At 64.8% G+C, this 20,769-nt stretch carries 25 protein-coding genes; 13 read left to right on the top strand and 12 right to left on the bottom strand.

Annotated elements, in window-relative coordinates:
- Positions 1–180: 180 nt before the first annotated feature.
- Positions 181–1,614, bottom strand: coding sequence for an FAD-binding oxidoreductase (locus tag FJW07_RS15540; protein ID WP_140857376.1), 1,434 nt, complete (start codon positions 1,612–1,614; stop codon positions 181–183).
- 19 nt (positions 1,615–1,633) lie between these two features.
- Positions 1,634–2,596, bottom strand: a complete 963-nt coding sequence (locus FJW07_RS15545) for an L-threonylcarbamoyladenylate synthase (protein WP_181182645.1) — start codon at positions 2,594–2,596, stop codon at positions 1,634–1,636.
- Positions 2,597–2,770: 174 nt separating this feature from the next.
- Here FJW07_RS15545 and FJW07_RS15550 point away from each other — a divergent pair, with 174 nt between their 5' ends.
- A complete protein-coding gene (locus FJW07_RS15550; protein ID WP_181182639.1) occupies positions 2,771–3,280 on the top strand; it encodes a hypothetical protein in 510 nt (169 codons plus the stop codon).
- A 104-nt stretch (positions 3,281–3,384) separates the two neighbouring features.
- The gene (locus FJW07_RS15555; RefSeq protein WP_140857378.1) at positions 3,385–3,774 is read left to right on the top strand and encodes a hypothetical protein; all 390 of its coding nucleotides are present in this window, start codon (positions 3,385–3,387) and stop codon (positions 3,772–3,774) included.
- 113 nt (positions 3,775–3,887) lie between these two features.
- Here FJW07_RS15555 and FJW07_RS15560 read toward each other — a convergent pair whose 3' ends face one another.
- Together FJW07_RS15560 and glyS are read right to left on the bottom strand one after the other, a co-directional pair.
- Positions 3,888–4,247 (bottom strand): ATPase, encoded by a 360-nt coding sequence (locus FJW07_RS15560; RefSeq protein ID WP_140857379.1) that lies wholly within the window; start codon positions 4,245–4,247, stop codon positions 3,888–3,890.
- A gap of 266 nt (positions 4,248–4,513) precedes the next feature.
- Entirely contained in the window at positions 4,514–6,667 is a 2,154-nt protein-coding gene (glyS, locus tag FJW07_RS15565) for a glycine--tRNA ligase subunit beta (RefSeq protein ID WP_140857380.1), read from the bottom strand.
- Between the two features lie 256 nt (positions 6,668–6,923).
- Between glyS and FJW07_RS15570 the strand changes: the two genes are divergently transcribed.
- Positions 6,924–7,106 carry a hypothetical protein gene (locus tag FJW07_RS15570; protein WP_140645047.1) on the top strand — a complete coding sequence of 61 codons (183 nt, stop codon included), beginning with the start codon at positions 6,924–6,926 and terminating at the stop codon, positions 7,104–7,106.
- Here the strand turns inward: FJW07_RS15570 and FJW07_RS15575 are convergent.
- The gene (locus FJW07_RS15575; RefSeq protein ID WP_176480037.1) at positions 7,103–8,026 is read right to left on the bottom strand and encodes a glycine--tRNA ligase subunit alpha; all 924 of its coding nucleotides are present in this window, start codon (positions 8,024–8,026) and stop codon (positions 7,103–7,105) included. The genes FJW07_RS15570 and FJW07_RS15575 overlap by 4 nt on opposite strands.
- A 195-nt stretch (positions 8,027–8,221) precedes the next feature.
- Between FJW07_RS15575 and FJW07_RS15580 the strand changes: the two genes are divergently transcribed.
- Positions 8,222–8,683 (top strand): GNAT family N-acetyltransferase, encoded by a 462-nt coding sequence (locus tag FJW07_RS15580; RefSeq protein WP_140857381.1) that lies wholly within the window; start codon positions 8,222–8,224, stop codon positions 8,681–8,683.
- 417 nt (positions 8,684–9,100) lie between these two features.
- Here the strand turns inward: FJW07_RS15580 and FJW07_RS15585 are convergent, their stop codons facing one another.
- From FJW07_RS15585 to FJW07_RS15610, 6 genes are all read right to left on the bottom strand, one after another.
- Positions 9,101–10,876: a tetratricopeptide repeat protein gene (locus tag FJW07_RS15585; protein WP_140857382.1), complete on the bottom strand. Its 1,776-nt coding sequence runs from the start codon at positions 10,874–10,876 to the stop codon at positions 9,101–9,103.
- A gap of 10 nt (positions 10,877–10,886) precedes the next feature.
- A complete protein-coding gene (locus FJW07_RS15590; RefSeq protein ID WP_140857383.1) occupies positions 10,887–11,198 on the bottom strand; it encodes a hypothetical protein in 312 nt (103 codons plus the stop codon).
- A gap of 3 nt (positions 11,199–11,201) precedes the next feature.
- Positions 11,202–11,618, bottom strand: a complete 417-nt coding sequence (locus tag FJW07_RS15595) for a DUF1284 domain-containing protein (protein ID WP_140857384.1) — start codon at positions 11,616–11,618, stop codon at positions 11,202–11,204.
- Complete coding sequence (locus tag FJW07_RS15600; protein ID WP_140857385.1) at positions 11,615–12,223, bottom strand: biotin transporter BioY; 609 nt, start codon at positions 12,221–12,223, stop codon at positions 11,615–11,617. Before FJW07_RS15600 ends, FJW07_RS15595 begins: the two co-directional genes overlap by 4 nt.
- A 195-nt stretch (positions 12,224–12,418) precedes the next feature.
- Positions 12,419–13,084: a GntR family transcriptional regulator gene (locus FJW07_RS15605; RefSeq protein ID WP_140857386.1), complete on the bottom strand. Its 666-nt coding sequence runs from the start codon at positions 13,082–13,084 to the stop codon at positions 12,419–12,421.
- Positions 13,085–13,191: 107 nt separating this feature from the next.
- Entirely contained in the window at positions 13,192–14,205 is a 1,014-nt protein-coding gene (locus FJW07_RS15610; RefSeq protein WP_140645054.1) for a polyprenyl synthetase family protein, read from the bottom strand.
- A gap of 178 nt (positions 14,206–14,383) precedes the next feature.
- Between FJW07_RS15610 and FJW07_RS15615 the strand changes: the two genes are divergently transcribed.
- From FJW07_RS15615 to FJW07_RS15650, 8 genes are all read left to right on the top strand, one after another.
- Positions 14,384–14,608, top strand: a complete 225-nt coding sequence (locus FJW07_RS15615; RefSeq protein WP_027164594.1) for a DUF2007 domain-containing protein — start codon at positions 14,384–14,386, stop codon at positions 14,606–14,608.
- Complete coding sequence (locus FJW07_RS15620) at positions 14,608–15,405, top strand: methyltransferase (protein ID WP_181182640.1); 798 nt, start codon at positions 14,608–14,610, stop codon at positions 15,403–15,405. The genes FJW07_RS15615 and FJW07_RS15620 overlap by 1 nt, the downstream gene beginning before the upstream one ends.
- 3 nt (positions 15,406–15,408) lie before the next feature.
- On the top strand, positions 15,409–15,645 hold the full coding sequence (locus FJW07_RS15625; RefSeq protein WP_140659460.1) for a hypothetical protein: 237 nt from the start codon (positions 15,409–15,411) through the stop codon (positions 15,643–15,645).
- Positions 15,642–16,499, top strand: a complete 858-nt coding sequence (locus FJW07_RS15630) for a S49 family peptidase (protein ID WP_140659461.1) — start codon at positions 15,642–15,644, stop codon at positions 16,497–16,499. The genes FJW07_RS15625 and FJW07_RS15630 overlap by 4 nt, the downstream gene beginning before the upstream one ends.
- A gap of 84 nt (positions 16,500–16,583) precedes the next feature.
- The gene (locus tag FJW07_RS15635; RefSeq protein ID WP_027164591.1) at positions 16,584–16,769 is read left to right on the top strand and encodes a membrane protein; all 186 of its coding nucleotides are present in this window, start codon (positions 16,584–16,586) and stop codon (positions 16,767–16,769) included.
- A 22-nt stretch (positions 16,770–16,791) separates the two neighbouring features.
- The gene (locus FJW07_RS15640) at positions 16,792–17,688 is read left to right on the top strand and encodes a 4-(cytidine 5'-diphospho)-2-C-methyl-D-erythritol kinase (protein WP_140857387.1); all 897 of its coding nucleotides are present in this window, start codon (positions 16,792–16,794) and stop codon (positions 17,686–17,688) included.
- Positions 17,675–18,226: a molybdenum cofactor biosynthesis protein B gene (moaB, locus tag FJW07_RS15645; RefSeq protein WP_140857389.1), complete on the top strand. Its 552-nt coding sequence runs from the start codon at positions 17,675–17,677 to the stop codon at positions 18,224–18,226. The genes FJW07_RS15640 and moaB overlap by 14 nt, the downstream gene beginning before the upstream one ends.
- A 120-nt stretch (positions 18,227–18,346) precedes the next feature.
- Complete coding sequence (locus tag FJW07_RS15650; RefSeq protein WP_140857390.1) at positions 18,347–18,772, top strand: aldehyde-activating protein; 426 nt, start codon at positions 18,347–18,349, stop codon at positions 18,770–18,772.
- 48 nt (positions 18,773–18,820) lie between these two features.
- Here FJW07_RS15650 and FJW07_RS15655 read toward each other — a convergent pair whose 3' ends face one another.
- On the bottom strand, positions 18,821–19,324 hold the full coding sequence (locus FJW07_RS15655; protein WP_140857392.1) for a glycosyltransferase: 504 nt from the start codon (positions 19,322–19,324) through the stop codon (positions 18,821–18,823).
- 149 nt (positions 19,325–19,473) lie between these two features.
- Between FJW07_RS15655 and FJW07_RS15660 the strand changes: the two genes are divergently transcribed.
- Positions 19,474–20,628, top strand: a complete 1,155-nt coding sequence (locus tag FJW07_RS15660; RefSeq protein ID WP_140645060.1) for a PA0069 family radical SAM protein — start codon at positions 19,474–19,476, stop codon at positions 20,626–20,628.
- Positions 20,629–20,769 lie beyond the last annotated feature (141 nt).

Here is a 20,769-nt window from a genome sequence, read left to right on the forward strand (position 1 = left end):
GTCTTCCCTGTTAGTCCTGAGGGCCGTTTTCCGGTTCTCTCAGGGCCGGTTTTTCCGGCCTCGTTATGGGAAGAAACATTAGCGCTCGCTTCTTACCGGCGCGCTTAAGAAAGTCGGTTAAATTTTGCTGATCTGAGCCGATGGTTATCGGAATGCGACCAGCGCCCGATGTGGTGAGGATCAGATAACCTTACCGGGATTCATGATGCCGGCCGGATCGAAGGCCGCTTTCACGCGGCGCATAAGGTCGATCGCCATCGGCGGCGCCGTGGCGATCAGCTCGTCGCGCTTCAACTGGCCGATCCCGTGCTCGGCCGAGATCGAGCCACGGAAGGAGCGCACGACATCGTGCACCGCCTTGTTCATGGGATGGTAGAGCTCGAGGAACGCCTCGTCCTGCCAATCCACCGGACGCGAGATGTTGTAGTGAAGATTGCCGTCGCCCATGTGGCCGAAGCAGACGACGCGCGCGCCGGGGCAGACCCGCTCAACCACGCCGGCCGCTTTTTCGATGAATTGCGGGATTGAGGCGATGGGCACCGAGATGTCGTGCTTGATCGAGGCGCCCTCCGGCTTCTGGCATTCGGGGAGCGTCTCGCGGAAGTTCCAGAAAGCATCGCCCTGGGCAAGGCTTGCCGACACCACCGCGTCGCCGACGATGCCCTGCTCGAGGCCGGCTGAAAGAATCTCTTCGATCAGCGCCCTGCCGTCTTCTTCGGAACGGCCGGAAGAGACCTGCATCAGCACATACCATGGCCAGTCGTCGGCCAGCGGCCGGGTGATGCCTTGCCCGTGCTTGAGCGTGAAGTCGTAGGGTCTTTTGCCGATCAGCTCGAAAGCGGTGAGCGAGGCGCCGGCGCGATCCATCGCCAGCGTGAACAGCGAAAGCGCGTCGTGCGGGGACGACGGCAGGCCGGCAAAGGCGACCTCCCTGCCTTTCGGCTTCGGGAAAAGCTTCAGCACCGCGGCGGTGATGATGCCGAGCGTGCCTTCGGCGCCGACGAAAAGGTTCTTCAGATCGTAGCCGGTGTTGTCCTTCTTCAATTTGCGCAGGTCGTCGAGCACCTCGCCGGTCGGCAGCACGACCTCGACGCCGAGGCAGAGCTCGCGCGCATTGCCGTAAGCAAGCACGCCAGTGCCGCCGGCATTGGAGGACAGATTGCCGCCGATCTGGCAGGATCCTTGGGCGGCGAGCGACAGCGGAAACAGCCGGCCAGCGGCGTCAGCCGCTTCCTGCAGCGTCTGCAGGATGACGCCGGCCTCGGCGGTCACCGTATTCGACAGGACATCGATCTCGCGGATGCGGTTCAGCCTGGACAGCGACAGCACGATGTCGTGTCCGGATTTGTCCGGCACCTGGGCGCCGACCAGCCCGGTGTTGCCGCTCTGCGGCACGATCGGCGTTCCGGTCTCGGTCGCAAGCCGCATGATGCGGCTCACTTCCTCGACGCTGCCGGGGCGCAGCACCAGCGATGTCCGGCCATGCCAAAGGCCACGCCGCTCGGTGATGTAAGGCGCGATGTCGGCCTGGTCGCGCAAGGCATATTTGTCGCCGACGATGGCCGTGAAGCGGTCGATGACGGCGGGATCGAGATCGAAGGGCTGGTCGTTCATGAAACAAACCCTAGGGCGCTCAGGCGAGCTTGTCACGCGGCGCGGCGGCGCGGGCAAGCCGGTCGTTGATCGCCTCGCCCAGGCCCTCCAACGGGATCGGCTCGACGGCGATGGTCGCGGCGCCGACACGATCGAGCGCCTGCATGAAGGCGAACAGATTGCTGGCTGCCTCGCGCAGGTCGCCCGTTTCGGAGAGATTGCGCAACGCAGCGGCCCGTTCCCAGCCCTCGGCGCGATTGCGGCCGAACGCAAGCAAAGCCTCGCCTTCGGCAACGTCCCCGACATTAAGCCGCATCGCGGTGCCCGGCGCGTAATGCGAGGCAAGCATGCCCGGCGCCTCGATGCCGCTCGCGCCGCGCGATAGTTTCGCGCCGGCCACCGCCTCGATCTCCTCGGCGCCGATGCCGCCGGGCCGCAGCAGCCGCAGCCTGCCGTCCTCGACCTTGACGATGGTCGATTCCAGTCCGACAGGCGTCGCGCCACCATCGACGACCAGCCTGATCCTGTCACCGAGATCGGCGGCGACCGCGCCTGCCGTCGTGCCGCTGATCTTTCCGGAGGAATTGGCGCTGGGGGCCGCGAGCGGCCGGCCGAGCCGCGCGATCAGCCCGCCGCCGAACCCGCGCGGCATGCGCAGCGCGATCGTGTCCAGCCCCGCGGTGACCAGCGGATGGATGCCGCTGTCCGCCCTGTGCGGCAGCACCAGCGTCAGCGGGCCGGGCCAGAAGGCTTCGGCCAATCTTGCCGACAGCGGATCGAAGCCGGCGATACGGTCCGCCATGGCGCGATCCGCGACATGGGCGATCAGCGGGTTGAAGCGCGGCCGGCCCTTGGCCTCGAAAATGCGCGCCACGGCAACGCCATTGGTGGCATCGCCGGCCAGGCCGTAAACCGTCTCGGTCGGAATGGCGACGACGTCGCCGCCTTCGAGCAGCGCCAAAGCCCGCTCCAGAGCCTCGCCGATCGCCAGTATCTCAGCCAAATTCGCCACCAGTCCTGCACATGCCGGTCCCGTAATACGGCCGCTTGCATCGGGCAAGTGCGGGCATTGGCGATTTATCAATCCCTAAAATGTTAAGTTTTCAAGCAAGCCGGCTTCAATGTGCCGGTCCTAAGGTGCGGGTTTGATGCGGTTGCGGGCTGGGGAGTTCTTGTGATGCGTTTGCTTGGAGCGTTCGGTATCAGCCTTCTGGCGATGAACGGCGCGGCACATGCCTCGTCGATCGTCGTGGTCGGACCCTCGACCTCGACGCCTTCCGTCGTCAGGCTGAATGCGATCGAGCCGACCAAGCTGTCCGCGGCCTCGACGCCGTCGATGATAGCGCTTGGCGACCCTATGCCCGCCGTCACCGATGAAAAGGTCGCGGCAATCCCCGAGAAATCCGGGCACCAGCAGGCCCCGATGATCATCCGGGGCGGTATTGTCGGCGGCGCTTTCGCAGCGCCGGCGGCGACCGCGTCGGCCAAGCCTGCAACAGCCACAACCACACCCGCCGCCACCGCGCCGGCAAACGGCACTTCGCCGGCAACGCCCGCGAACGGCACCGCGTCCGCTTCGAACGGCAGCGGCAAGACCGCCGCCCAGCCAGGCGCGACAGCCGATGCGCAGCCACAGGCGCAACCGCAAACTGCCCAGCCACTGCCGCGCGTCGGCAAGGCGATGTAGATCACACTGGATACCACCTCGATATGCTAGGCGCTTGAACTTTGTCCGATCTCCGTCATGCGGATCGGGCACGATGGCGCTGGCGTTTCAAAAAGGGGGATTTCATGACTGTTTCGAAAGCAATCGCCGTCGCCGGCCTGATGGCGGCAACCGCGCTGGGCGCGGGCACGGCGAGTGCCGATGATATGCTCGGCTCTTACACGGCGCGGATTTCCGATCGCGATCATCGCGCCAGCGACGGCTATCCGCTCGGCAGCGCGGCGCAGATGGTGCGGCAGGACCGCGCCAACTGGCACAAGTTCCATCGGCGCGACGGCGACGACCAGGGCGATCCCTGGTTCCGCAGCGACGGCTCGCGCGCCGACCTGCAGCGCATGCTGGGACGCGGCGGCGCCATGAGCAGCTCGACCCGGCGCGCGATCGTCAATGGCGAGCCGCTGATCGAGGTCGACGTCTATCCGGACAGCGTGCGGGTCAGCATCGTGGAAGACTGACTAGGTCTGCTTCTGAAGATTGACGGGTCGATCTTCCTGGAGATTGACGAGCCTGACGAAAAAGGGCGACGCGTAACGCGCCGCCCCTCATGCTTCACACGACAGGAGACGGCTCAGGCCGCTTCTTCCTTGTCGTCATCGTTGGACTCGTCGGCGTCGTCTTCATCGCCGTCGCCATCTTCATCCTCGTCGTCGGACTCATCGTCGCCCGAGGCTTTGGCTTCTTCGTCGGCGTCATCGTCTTCGTCGTCGCCGTCTTCGTCGTCATCTTCATCCTCGTCTTCCGACTCATCGTCGGCCGAGGCAGTGGCCTCCTCGCCGTCTTCGTCATCTTCCTCATCGTCCTCGGACGGATCGGCAGATTCGACCGCCGCAGCAGCGGCGTGGTCGAGGAGGTTTTCGGAAGCGGATTCGATGGCCTCGGCGGCGGCCGAGGTCTCTTCAATCAGGTCGATATCGTCAACGGAATTCATGGCATGCCTCCGTGTTTGGGAACGTCTTACGGCGCGCCGCGGGAAACGATCTCGGGGAACGCGCCTTAAGTCTTTGGTTGATGCATGTCGTTGCCCCAGAACCGCTCAGCGCTTCTGGGCGACATGGATCACTTCTCCCATGCGGAGGTCATCGCCGTATGACTGTAAGCCGGCTCCGGCGCATTAAATTTCGAGCGCCGAATTGTTCAAGCCTGCCCGCATCCTAGCGGATGCGACCGGTAGCGAGCCTACGATTTTTCGAACCGTCAGCCGACGATTTTGGAGAAGTTGGCGACCTGGTCGGTGGCGGCGCGGATGCGGGCAAGCAGCGCCAGCCGGTTGGCGCGCACGGCCTGGTCCTCATCATTCACGAGAACGCCCTCAAAGAATGAATCAACCGGTTCGCGCAACACGCTAAGCGCCAGCATGGCGGCGGAAAAATCTTCGTTTTGAATTGCTTGGCCGGCTTCCTTCTCGGCCTGATTCACCGCCGCAAACAACTTCTTTTCCGCATCCTCGCGAAACAGCGCCGGCTCAACAGTCTCGGCCACCACGGTTTTCTTCTTCTCCTCGGCAGCCAGGATGTTGGCCGCACGCTTGGTGCCGGCCAGCAGGTTTCTGCCGTCCTCGCTGTCGAGGAAGGAGCCGAGCGCCTCGACGCGGCGGACGATCTGGAGCAGATCGTCGGACGCAGGCGTGATGACGGCATCGATGAGGTCGTGCCTGGCGCCCTGGTCTCGGAGGTAGACTTTCAGGCGGTCATGGAAGAAGGCGAGGAGGTCGGACGACTGATCCGCGCCGCCTTTGAAGTTTGCAAAGGCCTTGGCGAAAACAGACGCCAGCGCCAGCCGGATACGGTTCTCGATGAGGATCCTGACCACACCAAGCGCTGCCCTTCTGAGGGCAAACGGATCCTTCGAGCCCGTGGGCTTTTCATCGATCGCCCAGAAGCCGGTCAGCGTGTCGAGCTTATCGGCGAGCGCCACCGCAACCGAGACCGGATCGGTGGGCACGCGATCGGACGGGCCCTGCGGTTTGTAGTGCTCCTCGGCGGCCGCGGCCACGGATGCATGCTCGCCCTGCAGCAGCGCATATTTGCGGCCCATGGCGCCTTGCAGTTCGGGAAACTCGCCGACCACTTCGGTCTGCAGATCGGCTTTGGCGAGCACCGACGCGCGGGCGACGAGCGCGCTGTCGGCGCCGACGACCAAGGCAAGCTCCTCAGCCAGCCGCTTGATGCGCGCGACCCTCTCCCCTTGCGTGCCGAGCTTGGCATGGAAGGTCACGTTCAGATGATCGAGCCGCGCCATGCGCTGGTCGAGCGGCTTCTTCAAATCCAGGTCGAATTTCGCCGCCGATTCCCCGAGTTGATCGAGGTCCGGCAGGTCGCCCTGATCGGTCTTCCAGAAATAGAGCGCGTCGGACAGGCGGGCGCGCACCACCTTGCCGTTGCCGTAGGCGATTTCCTTGCCGCCGTCGCTCGCCTCGAGGTTGGCGACCGGGATGAAGCGGTTTGACAGGTCCTCGCCTTTGCCCTGCGGCCGGGTGACGAAGCATTTCTGGTTGGCGCGGATGGTGAGGCGGATGACCTCGCCCGGAATGGTGAGGAAATCCTGCTCGAACTCGCCCATCAGCACGACCGGCCATTCGACCAGGCCGGAGACCTCCTCCAGCAAGCCCTCGTCCTCGACAAGATCGAGGCCGTTGGCGAAGGCGGTATTGCGGGCATCGGCCAGGATGATCTCCTTGCGCCGGTCGGCGTCGAGCACGACCTTGGCCGCTTCGAGCTTTGACACATAGTCGTCGAAGCGGCGCACGGTGATCGGGCCCGGCGCATGGAAGCGATGGCCGTAGGTGACGTTGCCTGAGCGGATGCCGTCGATCTCGAAATCGACCACCACCGGTTCCTCGGTCTCCGGGCCGAAGGTGCAGACGATCGACTGCAGCGGCCGCACCCAGCGCAGCGAGCCGGGTTTTGCCGAGGCCGGCCCCCAGCGCATCGATTTCGGCCAGGGGAAGTTCCGGATGATGCCCGGCACCAGCTCGGCGATGATTTCTTCGGCTGCCCTGCCCGGCTTCGCGATGTGGGCGACGTAGAAGTCGCCCTTCTTCGGGTCGGAATGGACATGCGCCTCGGCAATCGATGACAGGCCGGCCTTGCGCAGGAAGCCCTGCACCGCCTGCTCGGGCGCCGTGGTCGACGGCCCCTTGATCTCCTCGCGGATGTCCTTCGAACGCGCGGTCAGGCCCCTTATGTCGAGCGTCAGGCGCCGCGGCGTCCAATATTCACGCGCCGCCTCATAGGTCAGACCCGCCTCGACCAGACCGTCGGCCAGCATCTTCCTGAGGTCGCCGGCCGCCTTACGCTGCATGCGGGCGGGGATTTCCTCGGAGCGAAGTTCGAGCAGCAAGTCGGGCATTGGTTGGCTCCATACCCTCCCCTCGATGGGGAAGGTCGGCGCGTGGCGCCGGTGTCACGAATGGGGCGGGAAATAGCAACTCGGCCGGCCGCTGTCACCCCGCAAGCAGACCGCCTCTTCAATCGATTTCGCGGAATTTTGCCACCCACTGTCGGGTTGGCGCCGGCCCACCCGTCCTTGGAGCAGAACTTCCCATGAACCGAACGCTGCGCTGAAGCGACAAACGCTCAGGCAGAGACCTATTGGCTGAACGACGATGAAGACGGCATCGAGAACCCTGCAGATCCTGGCGCTCAGCGCCTGCTTCGCCGCCCAGGCGCATGGCACGATCACGATGCCGGGGGTCAGGCAGGCCATGCGTACGATCGACGGCGCAACGGCGCAGATCGCATTGCCGAGCGCCGCCGCCGCCGAGACCGTGAAAGCCGTGTCGGCTTAAGCCGCCGCCAGCCCGCCCGCCCGCGTCTTGAGGAACGCTTCACCGCACGCCTTGGCCAGATTGCGCACGCGCAGGATGTAGCTTTGCCGCTCGGTGACCGAGATCACGCCGCGCGCGTCGAGCAGGTTGAAGACGTGGCTCGCCTTGATGCATTGGTCGTAGGCCGGAAAGACCATGCGGTGCATCGCCAGATTGTCGCTCGGCTTGGGCGTGCCGGCATCGAGCAGCGCCTTGCATTCGGCCTCCGCGTCCTCGAAGTGTCTCAGCAGCATCGCGGTGTTGGCGAATTCGAAATTGTGGCGCGAATACTCCTGCTCGGCCTGCAGGAAGACGTCGCCGTAAGTGACCTTCTCGGCGCCTTCGCGGCCGTTGAAGTTCAGGTCGTAGACATTGTCGACGCCCTGGACATACATGGCGAGCCGCTCCAGGCCGTAAGTCAGCTCGCCCGCCACCGGCGCGCATTCGATGCCGCAGACCTGCTGGAAATAGGTGAACTGCGAAACTTCCATGCCATCGCACCAGCATTCCCAGCCGAGCCCCCAGGCGCCCAGCGTCGGGCTTTCCCAGTCGTCCTCGACGAAGCGGATGTCATGCAGCAGCGGATCGACGCCGATCGCCTCGAGCGAGCCGAGATAGAGTTCCTGCAGGTTCGGCGGATTGGGTTTCAGGATCACCTGATACTGGTAATAATGCTGCAGGCGGTTCGGGTTTTCGCCATAGCGGCCGTCCTTCGGCCGGCGCGAGGGCTGCACGTAAGCGGCGTTCCAGCGCAAGGGACCCAGCGCGCGCAAGGTGGTTGCCGGGTGGAAGGTGCCGGCGCCGACTTCCATGTCGTAGGGCTGCAGGATGAGGCAACCATAGTCCGCCCAGTAATTGTGCAAGGTCAGGATCAGCCCCTGGAAGGAGCGGCTGGGATGCATATGGGCGGGGATCTCGATGGTCACGGCGGCCTCGGCCTCGGAAAGCGCAGGATGACGCTTCCCTAGTTGCCGGGCCGGCAAGCGTCAAGGCGGCGGCTCGCGTCCCGCAAGTGGAAAGCATTGCGGCGGGCTGGCCCATTGCTGTCGAGCAGCGGCCACTGTTTGCTCCGTTGGTTCAACGACAAAGGTTTCGCCATGTCCGGTCAACTCACCGTCCGCCCCGTCACGAGGCAGGATTACGAGCAGTGGCTGCCGCTGTGGGATGGCTACAACGCGTTTTACGGGCGCTCCGGCCCGACGGCGCTTGCCGGCGAGATCACGCAGATGACCTGGTCGCGTTTCTTCGACGCCTATGAGCCGGTGCATGCGCTGGTGGCCGAGCGCGAGGGCAACCTGCTCGGTCTCGTGCACTATCTCTATCATCGCTCGACGACATCGATCGCGCCGAGCTGCTATTTGCAGGATCTCTTCACCACGCAAGCCGCGCGCGGCCAAGGCGTCGGCCGGGCGCTGATCGAGGGCGTCTACGAGCGCGCCAGGCAGGCGGGCGCGAACCGCGTCTACTGGCTGACGCATGAGACGAACCACACGGCGATGCAACTCTACGACAAGGTCGGCGAGAAGTCCGGATTCGTCGTCTACAGAAAGATGTTCTAGCTTCTCGACACAGGGATTTTGAAAGTCGCCATTTGTCGACGGGCAAGATTTTGGCCGGTCACTTCCGTGAAATCGGCACAAACGCTGAGGATTGGCTGAAGCCTCCCAACCTCGTCATTCCAAGGCGGAGCAGCCGCGAAGCGGCGTCGCGCAGACCCGAGGATCCATTCCGTGACCCTGATCAAGGAATGCAGCGGAGCAGAATTCTGCACCGCAGCAGCGCTCGGAAGTCACGGAATGGATCCTCGGGTCTGCGCGCGTCGCTTCGCTCCTTGCTCCGCCCGTGGATGACGACGGGGCGGGCATTTCGACCGATCTCCAACGCATGCCGCCTGCCAACGCCTAAGCTCGGCAGACGCCGAGCTAAACGAAAACGGGGCTCGTCGAGCCCCGTTTTTTTGAACGCTGGCAAGCGGTTTAGCCTTTCGGCGCGGGCGTCGGCTCCGGCTTCACCTTCGGGGTTTCCTGCGCGGTGTTGGATTCGATCGGCGGCAGGCCCTTGAGCAGCTTCTGTTGCAGGGTGGCGAGCACATCCGGATCCGGCTTCAGGTCACGCGCCTGGGTCCACTGATAGGTGGCCTCGAGCTTGCGGCCGACGCGCCAGTAAGCATCGCCGAGATGGTCGTTGAGGACCGGATCCTCCGGCTTCAGCGAGACGGCGCGCTCCATCTCGCGCACGGCGTCGTCGAAGCGACCCATGCGGAAATAGGCCCAACCAAGCGAATCGACGATGTAGCCGTCGTTCGGCCGCAGATCCACGGCCTTCTGGATCATCGCCAGGCCTTCCTTGAGGTTCATGTTCATGTCGACCCAGGAATAGCCGAGATAGTTCATGACCTGCGGCTGGTCGGGCTGCAGCTCCAGCGCCTTGCGGAAGTTCGGTTCCGCCTTCGGCCATTCCTTCAGCCGCTCATAAGCGATGCCGCGCTGGTAGAAGATGTTCCAGTTGGCGGCGGTCGGCGTCTTCAGCTGCTCGACGGCCTTGTCGTAGAGATTGGCGGCCGAGCGGAAATCTTCCTTCGAGCCATAGACGCCGCCAAGCGCCAGATAGGCGCGCATGTCCTCCGGATGCTTGTCGAGATAGGCCTTGAGGTGGGAAATCGCTTCGTCGTGCTTGTCGAGATCGGCAAGGTTGAGGCCGATCTGCAGGTCGGAGAGCTCTTTGAGCGGCGAGGACGCCGGAATACGGCGGTATAGCGCGACCGCGCCTTCACCGTCCTTGAGCTGCTCGGCAACGGCGGCAAGCTGCACCAGGGCCGCGTCGCTGTCCGGCTTCAGCGCCAGCGCATATTGCAGATAGAGGCGCACGAAAGGCTCGCCGCCGCCGCGGTTGAGCGCGGTGGCAAGGTCGAGCAGGATTTCGGACGCGCCGTCGGCCGGGCCGGCCACCAGCGGCTCGATCTTATCGCCCTTGGCTATGCGGTCACGCAACGTGGTGATTTCGAGCTTGCCCGGCGCGAAGGCCTCGGCCTGGTTCAACACCGCCAGCGCCTTCGACTTGTCACCCTTGCGGGTGAGGAACGAGGCATAGGCCTGCGCATTGCGCATCCAGGTTTCGGGCGCGGAGCCGCCGGCCGTGGTGTCGGCCAGGGTGGCGGCGTAGAGTTCATCGGCCTTGTCGTTCAGGCCGGCGGCGTCGGCGATCAGCGCGCGGTGGAACGATTTGAACAGGCCGAACCAGTCCGGGCCCTTGAGCTTGTCAACGGAATCCATGGCCTCGGACGCGTTGCCGGCGCCTTCCTTGGCCCAGCCGTCCATCACGCCGGAAAGCAGCCGGTCGAGATCGGATTCGAGCGAGAGCTTCAACCAGTACTGCGCCTTGGCGTAGTCCTTCTTGTGGAAGGAATCGATGGCCAGCGCCAAGCGCGAGAAGCGCTCGACATCCGGCACTTCCTTCAGCTTGTCGGCATAGACCAGCGATTCCTCGAAGCGGCCTTGCGCGACCAGAGCCAGCATCAGGCTCTGCTGCAGATCCTTGTCGTCCGGCGCAAAGGCCAGCGCCTGCTTGTAATAAGCGATCGCGTCGTCGAGGTCGTTGTCGCTTTCAGCGATATGAGCCGCGAGATACGCGCCCGAGAAAGACGTGATCTGGAGCGGTTGGGCATCTTCCTTGGCTTGGACCGGCAGCACCCAAAGCGCCACACCGGTCAAAAATGCCAGCCTCGTCAGCCAGCGCGCACGTCCTTGCCGCATCGTATCCCTTTCAGCCAGATGCGATCCCGCCCTTGGAGGACCGCCCACAGACTCGATCTTTTCCGGCCAAAGCATGGCCTTTTTGGGGTCGGGCTTCAATCGCCAAGCGAATCACAATGCAATCATCCGGCTTAAAAAACGATGCCGCGCCACCGAAAAATCCCGCGCGGAGGCCCGGGACGCCCATATGCCGGCATCGGGCTGCCTGGATCAGGATGACGTTGCGTTGAATCGCCATCCTGATCCAGTTCTTTTGTTGGAGCATGATCTTTCCCGAAAACCGCGGCCCACTTTTCGGGATCATGCTCTTTTTCGGGATCATGCTCTAAAGACGCGTGTCGCTGAATCCGCCGGCGGCAACCGCGTCGCACAGGCCGGACCATTCGCAGCCGGAGCACGCCTGGCGCATCAGGCCGGCGGAAAAAGCCTTGCGCATCCCTGCCAGCCTGGAGGCGTCCAGCACGAACCGGTCGCCGTCCTCGATCGGCTGGCCGAGGAAAGCCCCCACGTCGCGCGCGGCGAGCCCGTCCCGCTCAGCGGCGCTTTGGCGCAGGCAATGCGGCTCCGGTTCGCCGAGCAGCGGTGCGCAGATGTCGTCCGGACCGGAAACGATCACCACCCCCTCGCCCTCGCCCAGCCGCTTCACCACCTTGTCGTAGTTGGCGGTGAAGGCCGGCGAGTAGCCCTTGCCGACATAGGTCAGCAGGCAGAGCAGGTGATGGGCGCGCAGCCTGACGGTCATCGCGTCCCGGACGAGCGGTCGCGCTGTTCCGCCCGATAGGTGGAAAAGAGCTTCAGCGTCGCCGCGCCCAGCGCCGACTTGAGCAGGCCGCCGACAATGAAGGGCAGGAAGCCGAAGGTGATGGCCTTCTCGGCGCCGATCATGACGGCGAGCCAGCCGGTGCCGAGAACCAGGCAAAGCAGGTTGCCGATGAGCATGGCGGCGAAGGCCAGCATGACGCGGTTGCCGTTCCAGCCGCGTTCGGCCAGCCAGCCGACAACGGCGCCGACAACCGGGAAGGCGAAGAGATAGCCGCCGGTCGGACCGACGAAATGCTGAATGCCGGCCGCCCCGCCCGCCAGCACGGGAAACCCTGCCGCGCCTTCGACCAGCCAGGCGGCAATGGTGAGCGCGCCGAAGCGCCAGCCGTAGAGGGCACCGACCAGCGTGACAGCGAAGGTCTGCATGGTCACCGGCACCGGCACCATCGGCACCTCGATATAGGAGGACAGCGCCAGGAACAGCGAGCCAAGAATGACGGCGCCGATCTGCCAGGCGAGCGAACGGCTGTGCAGCCGCAGTGGGCTGAAGGAGGGTTTTTGGGCCGAAACGGCTGCGTTGGTCACGATGTCTTCCTTGGCTTGTGTGGAATTATAGATAATTTTTGAACTTCATCTATTATTGAATCCATATTTTGAAACGAATGGCAAGCGCCTGCCCTCGAACTCGTCATTCCAGGGCGGAGCAAGGGAGCGAAGCGACGCGCGCAGACCCCGGAATGACGAAGCTGAGCGGCCTCGGCCCATCGCCAATCACCGAACCTACCCCACGATGGCGAAGGTGTCTCGCGTTCTGCCGGAGGCGGTCTTGACCGGCTTCTGGCCGATCCATTGCACGTGACGCCCCAAGGTCGCGGCAGCCGATTCGGTGTTGCCTTGTCTCAGCGCGCTCAGGATCGCGCGGTGATCCTGGTCGGTGCGGATTTCCCACTCGGAGCGCCAGGCCGCGAACAGGAAACGCGCGCTCGCGGCGTGCAGGTCGTCGATGGTGGAGAGCAGGCGCGGCATGTTGCAGGGCGCCAGGATCAGCCGGTGGAAGGTGCGATTGGCCTCTTCCCAGGAGCGCACGTCGCGGGACTTGTCGCCGGCCTTGGTCGCCTCCTCGGCCAGGTCGAGGATCGACGCCGTCAGATGCGGCGCGGCATGGCGCAGCGCCAGCACTTCGAGCGCCGCCCGCATCTCGGCCACTTCCCTCACCTCGCCGAGATCGAAAGAAGCGACGCGCACGCCGCGGCGCGGCTCGCTGATCGCCAAGCCTTGCGCCTCGAGGCGGCGAAAAGCCTCGCGCACCGGGACATGGCTGGTGTTGAATTCCTCCGCGACATGATCCTGGCGCAGCCGCGAGCCGGGCTCGATGGCGCCCGAAATGATGCGGTCCGCCAGTTCCTTGCTGATGCGGACGGCGATCGTGTCTTCTGTGCTGGCCATATTTTATAGATAATTTGCCGGACCGCCCTTTGTCGAGACGGCCGGCGCGCGATTCACAGGCGCCCCGCCCGGCGGATGCCAGGCAAGTCCCGAGAAGACAGACCGGCTCAGTTGACGCGGCTGATGCAGAAATCGATGACGTCGATCAAAGCCGACTTCTGCGGCGTCGCTTCCAGCGGCGCCAGCGCGTCGCGGGCGATCTCGCCGAAATGGCGGGCGCGGCCGATCGTGTCGGCGATGGCGCCGTGGCGGGTCATCAGGCCGATCGCCTTTTCGAGCCCGGCGTCGTCGGCGACATTGTCCTCGATGGCGCGCTTCCAGAAGGTGCGCTCGGCCTTGGTGCCGCGCCGGTAGGCGAGGATCACCGGCAGCGTCACCTTGCCCTCGCGGAAATCGTCGCCGACATTCTTGCCGAGATCCTTGCTCGAGCCGCCATAATCCAGCGCGTCGTCGATGAGCTGGAAGGCCAGGCCGAGATTCATGCCGTATGAGCGAAGTGCGGCGCGATCGGTGCGCGAGGCCTGGGCGATGACCGGCCCGACTTCCGCCGCAGCCGAAAACAGCGCCGCTGTCTTGGCCTTGATGACGGCGAAATGCTCATCCTCGGTGGTCTCGAGGTTTTTCGCGGCGGCGAGCTGCATGACCTCGCCTTCGGCGATGATGGAGGCCGCGGCCGACAGGATGTCCAGCGCCTCCAGCGAACCGACCTCGACCATCATGCGAAACGCCTGGCCGAGCAGGAAATCGCCGACGAGCACGCTCGCCTGGTTGCCCCAGATCATGCGCGCCGTCTTCTTGCCGCGGCGCAGCGCGCTCTCGTCGACCACGTCGTCATGCAGAAGCGTCGCCGTGTGCATGAACTCGACCGCCGTGGCGAGCTTGACATGGCCTTCGCCGGAATAGCCGAACATCTGCGCGGCGGCGAGCGTGAGCATGGGCCGCAGCCGCTTGCCGCCGGACGAGATCAGGTGGTTGGCGATCTCCGGGATCATCTCGACGTCGGAGCCGGCCTTGGACAGGATCAGCTCGTTGACCCGCCCCATGTCGGCCGCCGTCAGATCGATCAAATCCTTGATGGAAGCGGGTTCCCGCTTGCCTTCGATGTTGAGAACGACACCCACCACGACAACTCCCGTCTCTTCAACGCGCACGAGTTAACGCGCACGACGGCACCCTTAATCCCGCACCGACTCTAGGGCGGCACAACCGGGCACGGCAAGAGGCGAATTGGCGCGGCTTCGCCGACGGTGTGTCTATCCGCACGTTTACAGGAACGCTGCAACCTGCGACTTTCGCTCCATGATCGAGCTTGTCCGGACCAACGACGCCGTCGTGATCTCCTTTGTCGAATCGCTGATGCGCGACGCCGGCATCGCCTGTTTCGTCGCCGACCAGAATATGAGCGTGCTCGACGGCTCGCTCGGCATCCTGCCGCGGCGGGTGATGGTCGATGCCGAGAAGGTCGATGCGGCGCGCCGCATCCTCAAGGATGCCGGCATCGAGAACGAGATCCGCAAAAAATAATGGCAGCCAACACCGCCCCCGTCCCGGATACGCCGGCGCACACGGTCGATGCCTTCCACCGCGGGCGCTTCTGGCTGGTGCAGCCGAGCCGGGGCGGTCATCGCGCCGGCATGGACGCCATGATGCTGGCGGCGGCCGTGCCGTCCGGCTTTTCCGGCCGGCTCGCCGATTTCGGCGCGGGCGCCGGCGCGGCGGCCCTTGCCGTGCTGTCGCGCTGCCCGGCGGCGCAGGCAGTGCTTGTCGAACGCTCGGCCGAAATGGCCGGGTTCGCCGCCGCCACGCTTTCGCATCCCGGCAATGCGCATCTCGGCGACCGCGCTTCGGTACTGGCGGCCGACGTGACGCTGGCCGGCCGGGCGCGTGCGGAAGCCGGCCTTGCCGACAACCAGTTCGATTTCGTCATTATGAATCCGCCGTTCAACGCCGCCGAGGATCGCGCCACCCCCAACGCGCTGCGCAGGGAGGCGCATGTCGTCGAGGACGGGCTGTTTGAGCGCTGGATCAGGAGCGCCGCCGCCGTCGCCAGGCCGCGCGGCGGCCTGGCCGTCATCGCCCGGCCCGAGCAATTGGTCGCCATCCTCGATGCGATCGAGGGGCGCTTCGGCGACGCCGAGATGCTGTGCGTGCATCCGCGGCCGGACGCGGCGGCGATTCGCATCGTCATCAGGGCGGTGCTCGGCGCGCGTGGAAAACTGTCGATCCGCCCGCCGCTCACCTTGCACGGACCATCGGGCAACGCGCCGGCGGAGCGGACGGAAATGATCAATAACGGCCTGGCATCGCTGTTCGGCGATTGATCCTTGAAGCGCGTCGCGTTGAAATGGATTCTAGCGACGCGCTTCAGGTTTTGTTTTATGCATGTCTTTTTCGCAAAACCGCTGCACACTTTTGCGCGACATGCACTGGCTGGCGATGCGGCATTGCCGTTGGCCAGCGAATTCCTACATGCCCAAAGCAAGCTGACGCCCGTGAAACAGACCAACCGACCTGATCTCATCTTGCTGCTTTGCAAATCGACCGGAGACATTCCTTCGTGAAACGCCTCTTCAACCGCCTGCTGCCGAAATCCTGGCGCTCGACAGCCGTCACCATTCCGGTCATCCGGCTGCAAGGCGCCATCATGGCGGGCGGCGGCCAATTCCGGCCGAGCCTGTCCCTCGCCTCGACGGCCGGCGTCATCGAAAAGGCATTCAGCTTCGATGCGCCGGCGGTTGCCATCTCGATCAATTCGCCGGGCGGCTCACCGGTGCAGTCGCGGCTGATCTTCAAGCGCATCCGCGACCTGGCGGTGGAAAAGGACAAGAAGGTGCTGGTCTTCGTCGAGGACGTGGCGGCTTCCGGCGGCTACATGATCGCGATCGCCGGCGACGAGATCTTCGCCGACCCGTCGTCGATCGTCGGCTCGATCGGCGTGGTCTCGGCCTCGTTCGGTTTCCCCGAGTTGATGAAGAAGATCGGCGTCGAGCGGCGTGTCCACACCGCCGGGCAGAACAAGGCCGTGCTCGATCCGTTCAAACCGGAAAAGAAGGAAGACGTCGAGCGGCTGAAGGCACTGCAGCTCGACGTGCACGAGACCTTCATCGACCTCGTCAAGGAGCGGCGCGGCAGCAAGCTCAAGGACGACCCGGACCTGTTCACCGGCCTGTTCTGGACCGCCAAGCGCGGCCTCGAGCTCGGCCTTGTCGATGCGCTGGGCGATATGCGCGGTGTGCTCAGGACGCGTTTCGGCGACAAGACGCAGCTCAAGCTGATCACCGCGCCGCGCGGGCTTTTCGGCCGATTTGGCCTGTTTGGCTCGCGTGTTTCGGCGCCGGATATCGCGGCGGCCGCCGCCAGCGGCGTCCTCGATGCGGCGGAAGAGCGCGCGCTATGGGCGCGCTTCGGGCTTTGAAAAAGCCATGAATGCGGCTAGCATGGCTGCTTGACCGACCCATTCGACCGGCCTTGCCGCGAGGACGCGGGAGGAGTTTTAGAGATGCCGCAGATCATTTTCTTCGCCGTTGTCGGCGCCGCCGCTTACTTTGGTTACCGCGCTTTCGTGCGCGAGGCCGAGCGCGTGACGGCAAAAATCCGGCGGACCGAGAAACAGGCGGCGAACGGCACGATGGGCACACTGGTCAAGGATCCCAAGACCGGCGAATACCGTCTCGCCAAGGACTGATCCCATCTCGCCAGCAGCCGACATTCTCGAGCCCGGCGCAGAGATCCGGACATGGCTTGCGCCAGCCAAGATCAACCTGGCGCTGCATGTCACCGGACAGCGCACCGACGGCTACCATCTCATCGACAGCCTTGCCGTCTTCACCCGCTTCGGCGACCGGCTCGAGATCGAGCCGGCGGAGCACGACGAGTTCTCGGTATCCGGCCGTTATGCCGCCGGCCTGCCGCTCGACGGCGACAATCTGGTGGTGAAGGCGCGCGACGCCTTGCGCCGGGAAGCCGGCGCGCAGCATGCGCCGCCGGTTGCCATCAAGCTGGAGAAGAACCTGCCGATCGCGTCCGGCGTCGGCGGCGGCTCCAGCGACGCGGCGGCGGCGCTCAACGGCCTTGCGCGGCTCTGGAAGCTCGTTATCGACGACATTTCGCTGGCGCGGATCGGCCTATCGCTCGGCGCCGACCTGCCGATGTGCCTGACGTCAAAACCGCTGGTCGCACGCGGCATCGGCGATGAGGTGTCACCGCTCTCCGCATTTCCGGCGCTTAGCCTGGTCCTGGTCAATCCGGGCGTCGCCGTCTTGACGCCGGACGTGTTCAAGGCGCTGTCCAGCCGCGACAACGAGGCGCTGCCGCCGCTGCCGAAGCGCCTCGACTTCCACGCCGTCCGCAACTGGCTGGAGACGACGCGCAACGATCTCGAGGCACCTGCCCGCTCGATCCAGCCGGCGATCGGCGAGGCGCTGAAGGCGCTCAAGCGCGCCGACGCAGCTTTCGTGCGCATGTCCGGCTCGGGCGCCACGTGTTTCGGCCTGTTCGAGACCGGCAATGTCGCCAAGCGCGCGGCGATCGAGATCCGCGCGCGCCATCCCGACTGGTTCGTCGCCGCGACGCGCAGCATGGAGGTGACAGATGGCGAAGCTTGACGAGAGCCGGTCCTTCATCCCGCTGCGCATCGCGGTGCTGACGGTTTCCGATACGCGCAGCCTTGCCGACGACAAGTCCGGCCAGACGCTGGCCGACCGCATCACGGAAGCCGGCCATACGCTTGCCGCCCGCGACATCGTCACCGACGACAGCGAGAAGATCCGCGACAAGGTTCTCGGCTGGTCGAAGGACGAAAACATCGATGTCGTCATCACCACCGGCGGCACCGGCTTCACCGGCCGCGACGTGACGCCGGAAGCGCTGGAGCCGATTTTCGAAAAGCGCATGGACGGCTTTTCGGAAGTCTTTCACCGCATCTCCTATGACAAGATCGGCACCTCGACGATCCAGAGCCGGGCGACAGGCGGCGTCGTCAACGCCACCTTCGTCTTCGTGCTGCCGGGCTCGCCCGGCGCCTGCAAGGACGCCTGGGACGGCATCATCAAGGCGCAGCTCGACTACCGGCACATGCCCTGCAACTTCGTCGAGATCATGCCGCGGCTGGACGAGCATCTCAGGCGTGGCGGCAAGACCTAAAGGCAAAACATCCCGACCGGCATCCGGTTTGCAGGCGGAATGGCGCTCTCGCCTACGAGCAGCCATTCCGAAGCCGCGACCGGCAAAGTACCTTGTGCTGCGAACAAGGGACAATCTGCCATGACCGTTCACAGCGGCGGATGCCATTGCGGCAACATCCGCCTCAGCTTCTCCACCACGCTCGGCCCGGCCGGACTGGAAATTCGCGCCTGCCAGTGCTCGTTCTGCACCCGGCATGGCTCGCGCGCGGCCGCCGATCCGAACGGACGCCTGAGCATCTCAGTCGAAGACAGGGCACGGCTGCAGGTCTACCGCTTCGGCCTGCGCACCGCCGACTATCTCGTCTGCCGCGAGTGCGGCGTCTATGTCGCGGCAATCGCCGGAGACGGTGACGACGCCACGGCGGTCGTCATTGTCAACGCGCTTGACGATCACGAGTTGTTCTCCCGCCAGCCGGTCGCCGTTCGGTTCGATGCCGAAACGCGCGAGCAGCGTGTCGCCAGGCGCCGCAGGGCCTGGATGCCCGTCGAAATCAGAGGGACCTGACTGGGCAGGGACAGCGCTTCTTCCTTCTCCCACAAGGGGGAGCCTGCATCACTTCGGCGGCGCCACCCAGATTTCGGCGTTCAGCCTTCTGGTGGCAAGACCACGCGCCAGGGCCTCGGCGCCGCGCGCGCTCTTTGCCAGGGCCGAGGCCTGACGCTTGCTGATGACAAGACCCTCGGCCAACGCGCGGTTGCCCGAAAAGACGCGGGCCAGGAAAGGCGCACGGTCGGCCCGGGCGCGTGAAAACCGCGCCGGCATGGTTTGCTTCGCCGTGTGCGCCACCACCTCGTCGATCCATCCCTCGGCAAGCCGCGCGCCGGGTTCCAGAAAAAGCAGCCAATCGCCCTTGGCCTTGCCGATGCCGGCGCCGATGCCGCCGGTCACATAATGGCAGCCGGCATGTTCGGCCACCCGATGCGTCTGGTCGGTCGAGCCCTGATCGCAGACGATCACGTCGCGCACCACACCCTCGACCGCGCCGCCGACCAGCGAGGCGAGCGTACGGGCAAGACCCTCTTCGTCGTTGCGGGTTTCGATGAGAACGCTGAGCATCCTTAGCCGAATAGCGGAAAGCCGCGACTTGCGCCAGCTACGGCTTTTCGCCGAAAAAGTTCTTGCTTTGTTCTCTTCGGTAAAATAGGAATAGTTTCATGAACAGAGCGATTCGACAGCCTGCCGACAGTCCCTGGGAGAGGGCGAAAATGGAACAGATCGTGCGTGCCGACATTGCTGCTTTCGGAGCAGGCAGAGCCGAGATGGCCAATGCAATGATCGAACAGAGCGGCATGCGCGTGCGGCCCGACCGCAATCGCGGCCGTTCGGCCGGCATCAACCCGTCGGGCCGGTTCGAGCCGGTCAGCCGGCATGTGTTCGACGACGGCTGGAACTCGCTGGAGGAACTGCCGCCGTTCAAGACGGAAGTGCAGGTCGAGAAGCCGCGCACGATCATCACCCGCAACGAGTCGCCGGACATCTCTTTCGACCGTTCGATCAACCCCTATCGCGGCTGCGAGCATGGCTGCGTCTACTGCTTCGCCAGGCCGACGCATGCCTTCATGGGCCTGTCGCCGGGGCTCGATTTCGAATCGAAGCTGTTCGCCAAGCCGGATGCCGCGCGCATGCTGGACAGGGAATTATCGAAACCGGGCTACCAGCCGCGCACGATCGCCATCGGCACCAACACCGATCCCTACCAGCCGATCGAGAAGCAATACCGCATCATGCGCGAGATCCTGGAAGTGCTGGAGGCGCGCGGCCATCCGGTCGGCATCGTCACCAAGTCGGCGCTGGTGACGCGCGACATCGACATCCTGTCGCGCATGGCCGAGCGCGGCCTTGCCAAGGTGGCGTTGTCGGTGACGACGCTTGACCGCATGCTGGCGAGAACCATGGAACCACGCGCGTCGACGCCGACGAAACGGCTGGAGGCGATCAGGCAGCTTTCGGATGCCGGCATTCCGGCATCGGTGATGGTGGCGCCGATCGTTCCGGGCCTCAACGATCCGGAGATGGAACGCATCCTCGATTCGGCCAGAGCCGCCGGTGCAAGGGAGGCGGGATACGTCATCCTGCGCCTGCCGCTCGAAGTGGCGCCGATCTTCAAGGATTGGCTGCTGCGCCACTATCCCGACCGCTACCGGCATGTGATGTCGCTGATCCGCTCGATGCGCGACGGCAAGGATTACGATTCCGAATGGGGCAAGCGCATGAAGGGCGCCGGTCCCTATGCCTGGCAGATCGGCCGGCGTTTCGAGATCGCCGCCAAGCGGCTCGGCCTCAATGTCGAGCGGCGGCAGCTTCGCACCGACCAATTCGTCGCAGGTTCGGGCGCCGGCGAACAACTGATGCTGCTTTAACCTCAGTGCCGGCCATGACGGGCCGGCGCTAAGCAATTCCAGGCCAAGCGATTTTCCGTTTGGAATTGCAGTCCTTTTGAAGAATCCCGTCCGGCCATTGTCCCCCCGGCCGCGAGACGGTGCCTTCCCGGTCCGACGCCC

This window comes from Mesorhizobium sp. B3-1-9 (genome assembly GCF_006439595.1).
Taxonomy (GTDB): domain Bacteria; phylum Pseudomonadota; class Alphaproteobacteria; order Rhizobiales; family Rhizobiaceae; genus Mesorhizobium.

Bases quoted from the DNA above. Each gene is read 5' to 3' on its own strand.
- FJW07_RS15540 (WP_140857376.1), bottom strand. From the start codon at position 1,614: ATGAACGACCAGCCCTTCGATCTCGATCCCGCCGTCATCGACCGCTTC.
- FJW07_RS15550 (WP_181182639.1), top strand. From the start codon at position 2,771: ATGCGTTTGCTTGGAGCGTTCGGTATCAGCCTTCTGGCGATGAACGGC.
- FJW07_RS15555 (WP_140857378.1), top strand. From the start codon at position 3,385: ATGACTGTTTCGAAAGCAATCGCCGTCGCCGGCCTGATGGCGGCAACC.
- FJW07_RS15560 (WP_140857379.1), bottom strand. From the start codon at position 4,247: ATGAATTCCGTTGACGATATCGACCTGATTGAAGAGACCTCGGCCGCC.
- glyS (WP_140857380.1), bottom strand. From the start codon at position 6,667: ATGCCCGACTTGCTGCTCGAACTTCGCTCCGAGGAAATCCCCGCCCGC.
- FJW07_RS15570 (WP_140645047.1), top strand. From the start codon at position 6,924: ATGAAGACGGCATCGAGAACCCTGCAGATCCTGGCGCTCAGCGCCTGC.
- FJW07_RS15575 (WP_176480037.1), bottom strand. From the start codon at position 8,026: ATGCATCCCAGCCGCTCCTTCCAGGGGCTGATCCTGACCTTGCACAAT.
- FJW07_RS15580 (WP_140857381.1), top strand. From the start codon at position 8,222: ATGTCCGGTCAACTCACCGTCCGCCCCGTCACGAGGCAGGATTACGAG.
- FJW07_RS15585 (WP_140857382.1), bottom strand. From the start codon at position 10,876: ATGCGGCAAGGACGTGCGCGCTGGCTGACGAGGCTGGCATTTTTGACC.
- FJW07_RS15590 (WP_140857383.1), bottom strand. From the start codon at position 11,198: ATGATCCCGAAAAAGAGCATGATCCCGAAAAGTGGGCCGCGGTTTTCG.
- FJW07_RS15595 (WP_140857384.1), bottom strand. From the start codon at position 11,618: ATGACCGTCAGGCTGCGCGCCCATCACCTGCTCTGCCTGCTGACCTAT.
- FJW07_RS15605 (WP_140857386.1), bottom strand. From the start codon at position 13,084: ATGGCCAGCACAGAAGACACGATCGCCGTCCGCATCAGCAAGGAACTG.
- FJW07_RS15615 (WP_027164594.1), top strand. From the start codon at position 14,384: ATGATCGAGCTTGTCCGGACCAACGACGCCGTCGTGATCTCCTTTGTC.
- FJW07_RS15620 (WP_181182640.1), top strand. From the start codon at position 14,608: ATGGCAGCCAACACCGCCCCCGTCCCGGATACGCCGGCGCACACGGTC.
- FJW07_RS15635 (WP_027164591.1), top strand. From the start codon at position 16,584: ATGCCGCAGATCATTTTCTTCGCCGTTGTCGGCGCCGCCGCTTACTTT.
- moaB (WP_140857389.1), top strand. From the start codon at position 17,675: ATGGCGAAGCTTGACGAGAGCCGGTCCTTCATCCCGCTGCGCATCGCG.
- FJW07_RS15650 (WP_140857390.1), top strand. From the start codon at position 18,347: ATGACCGTTCACAGCGGCGGATGCCATTGCGGCAACATCCGCCTCAGC.
- FJW07_RS15655 (WP_140857392.1), bottom strand. From the start codon at position 19,324: ATGCTCAGCGTTCTCATCGAAACCCGCAACGACGAAGAGGGTCTTGCC.
- FJW07_RS15660 (WP_140645060.1), top strand. From the start codon at position 19,474: ATGGAACAGATCGTGCGTGCCGACATTGCTGCTTTCGGAGCAGGCAGA.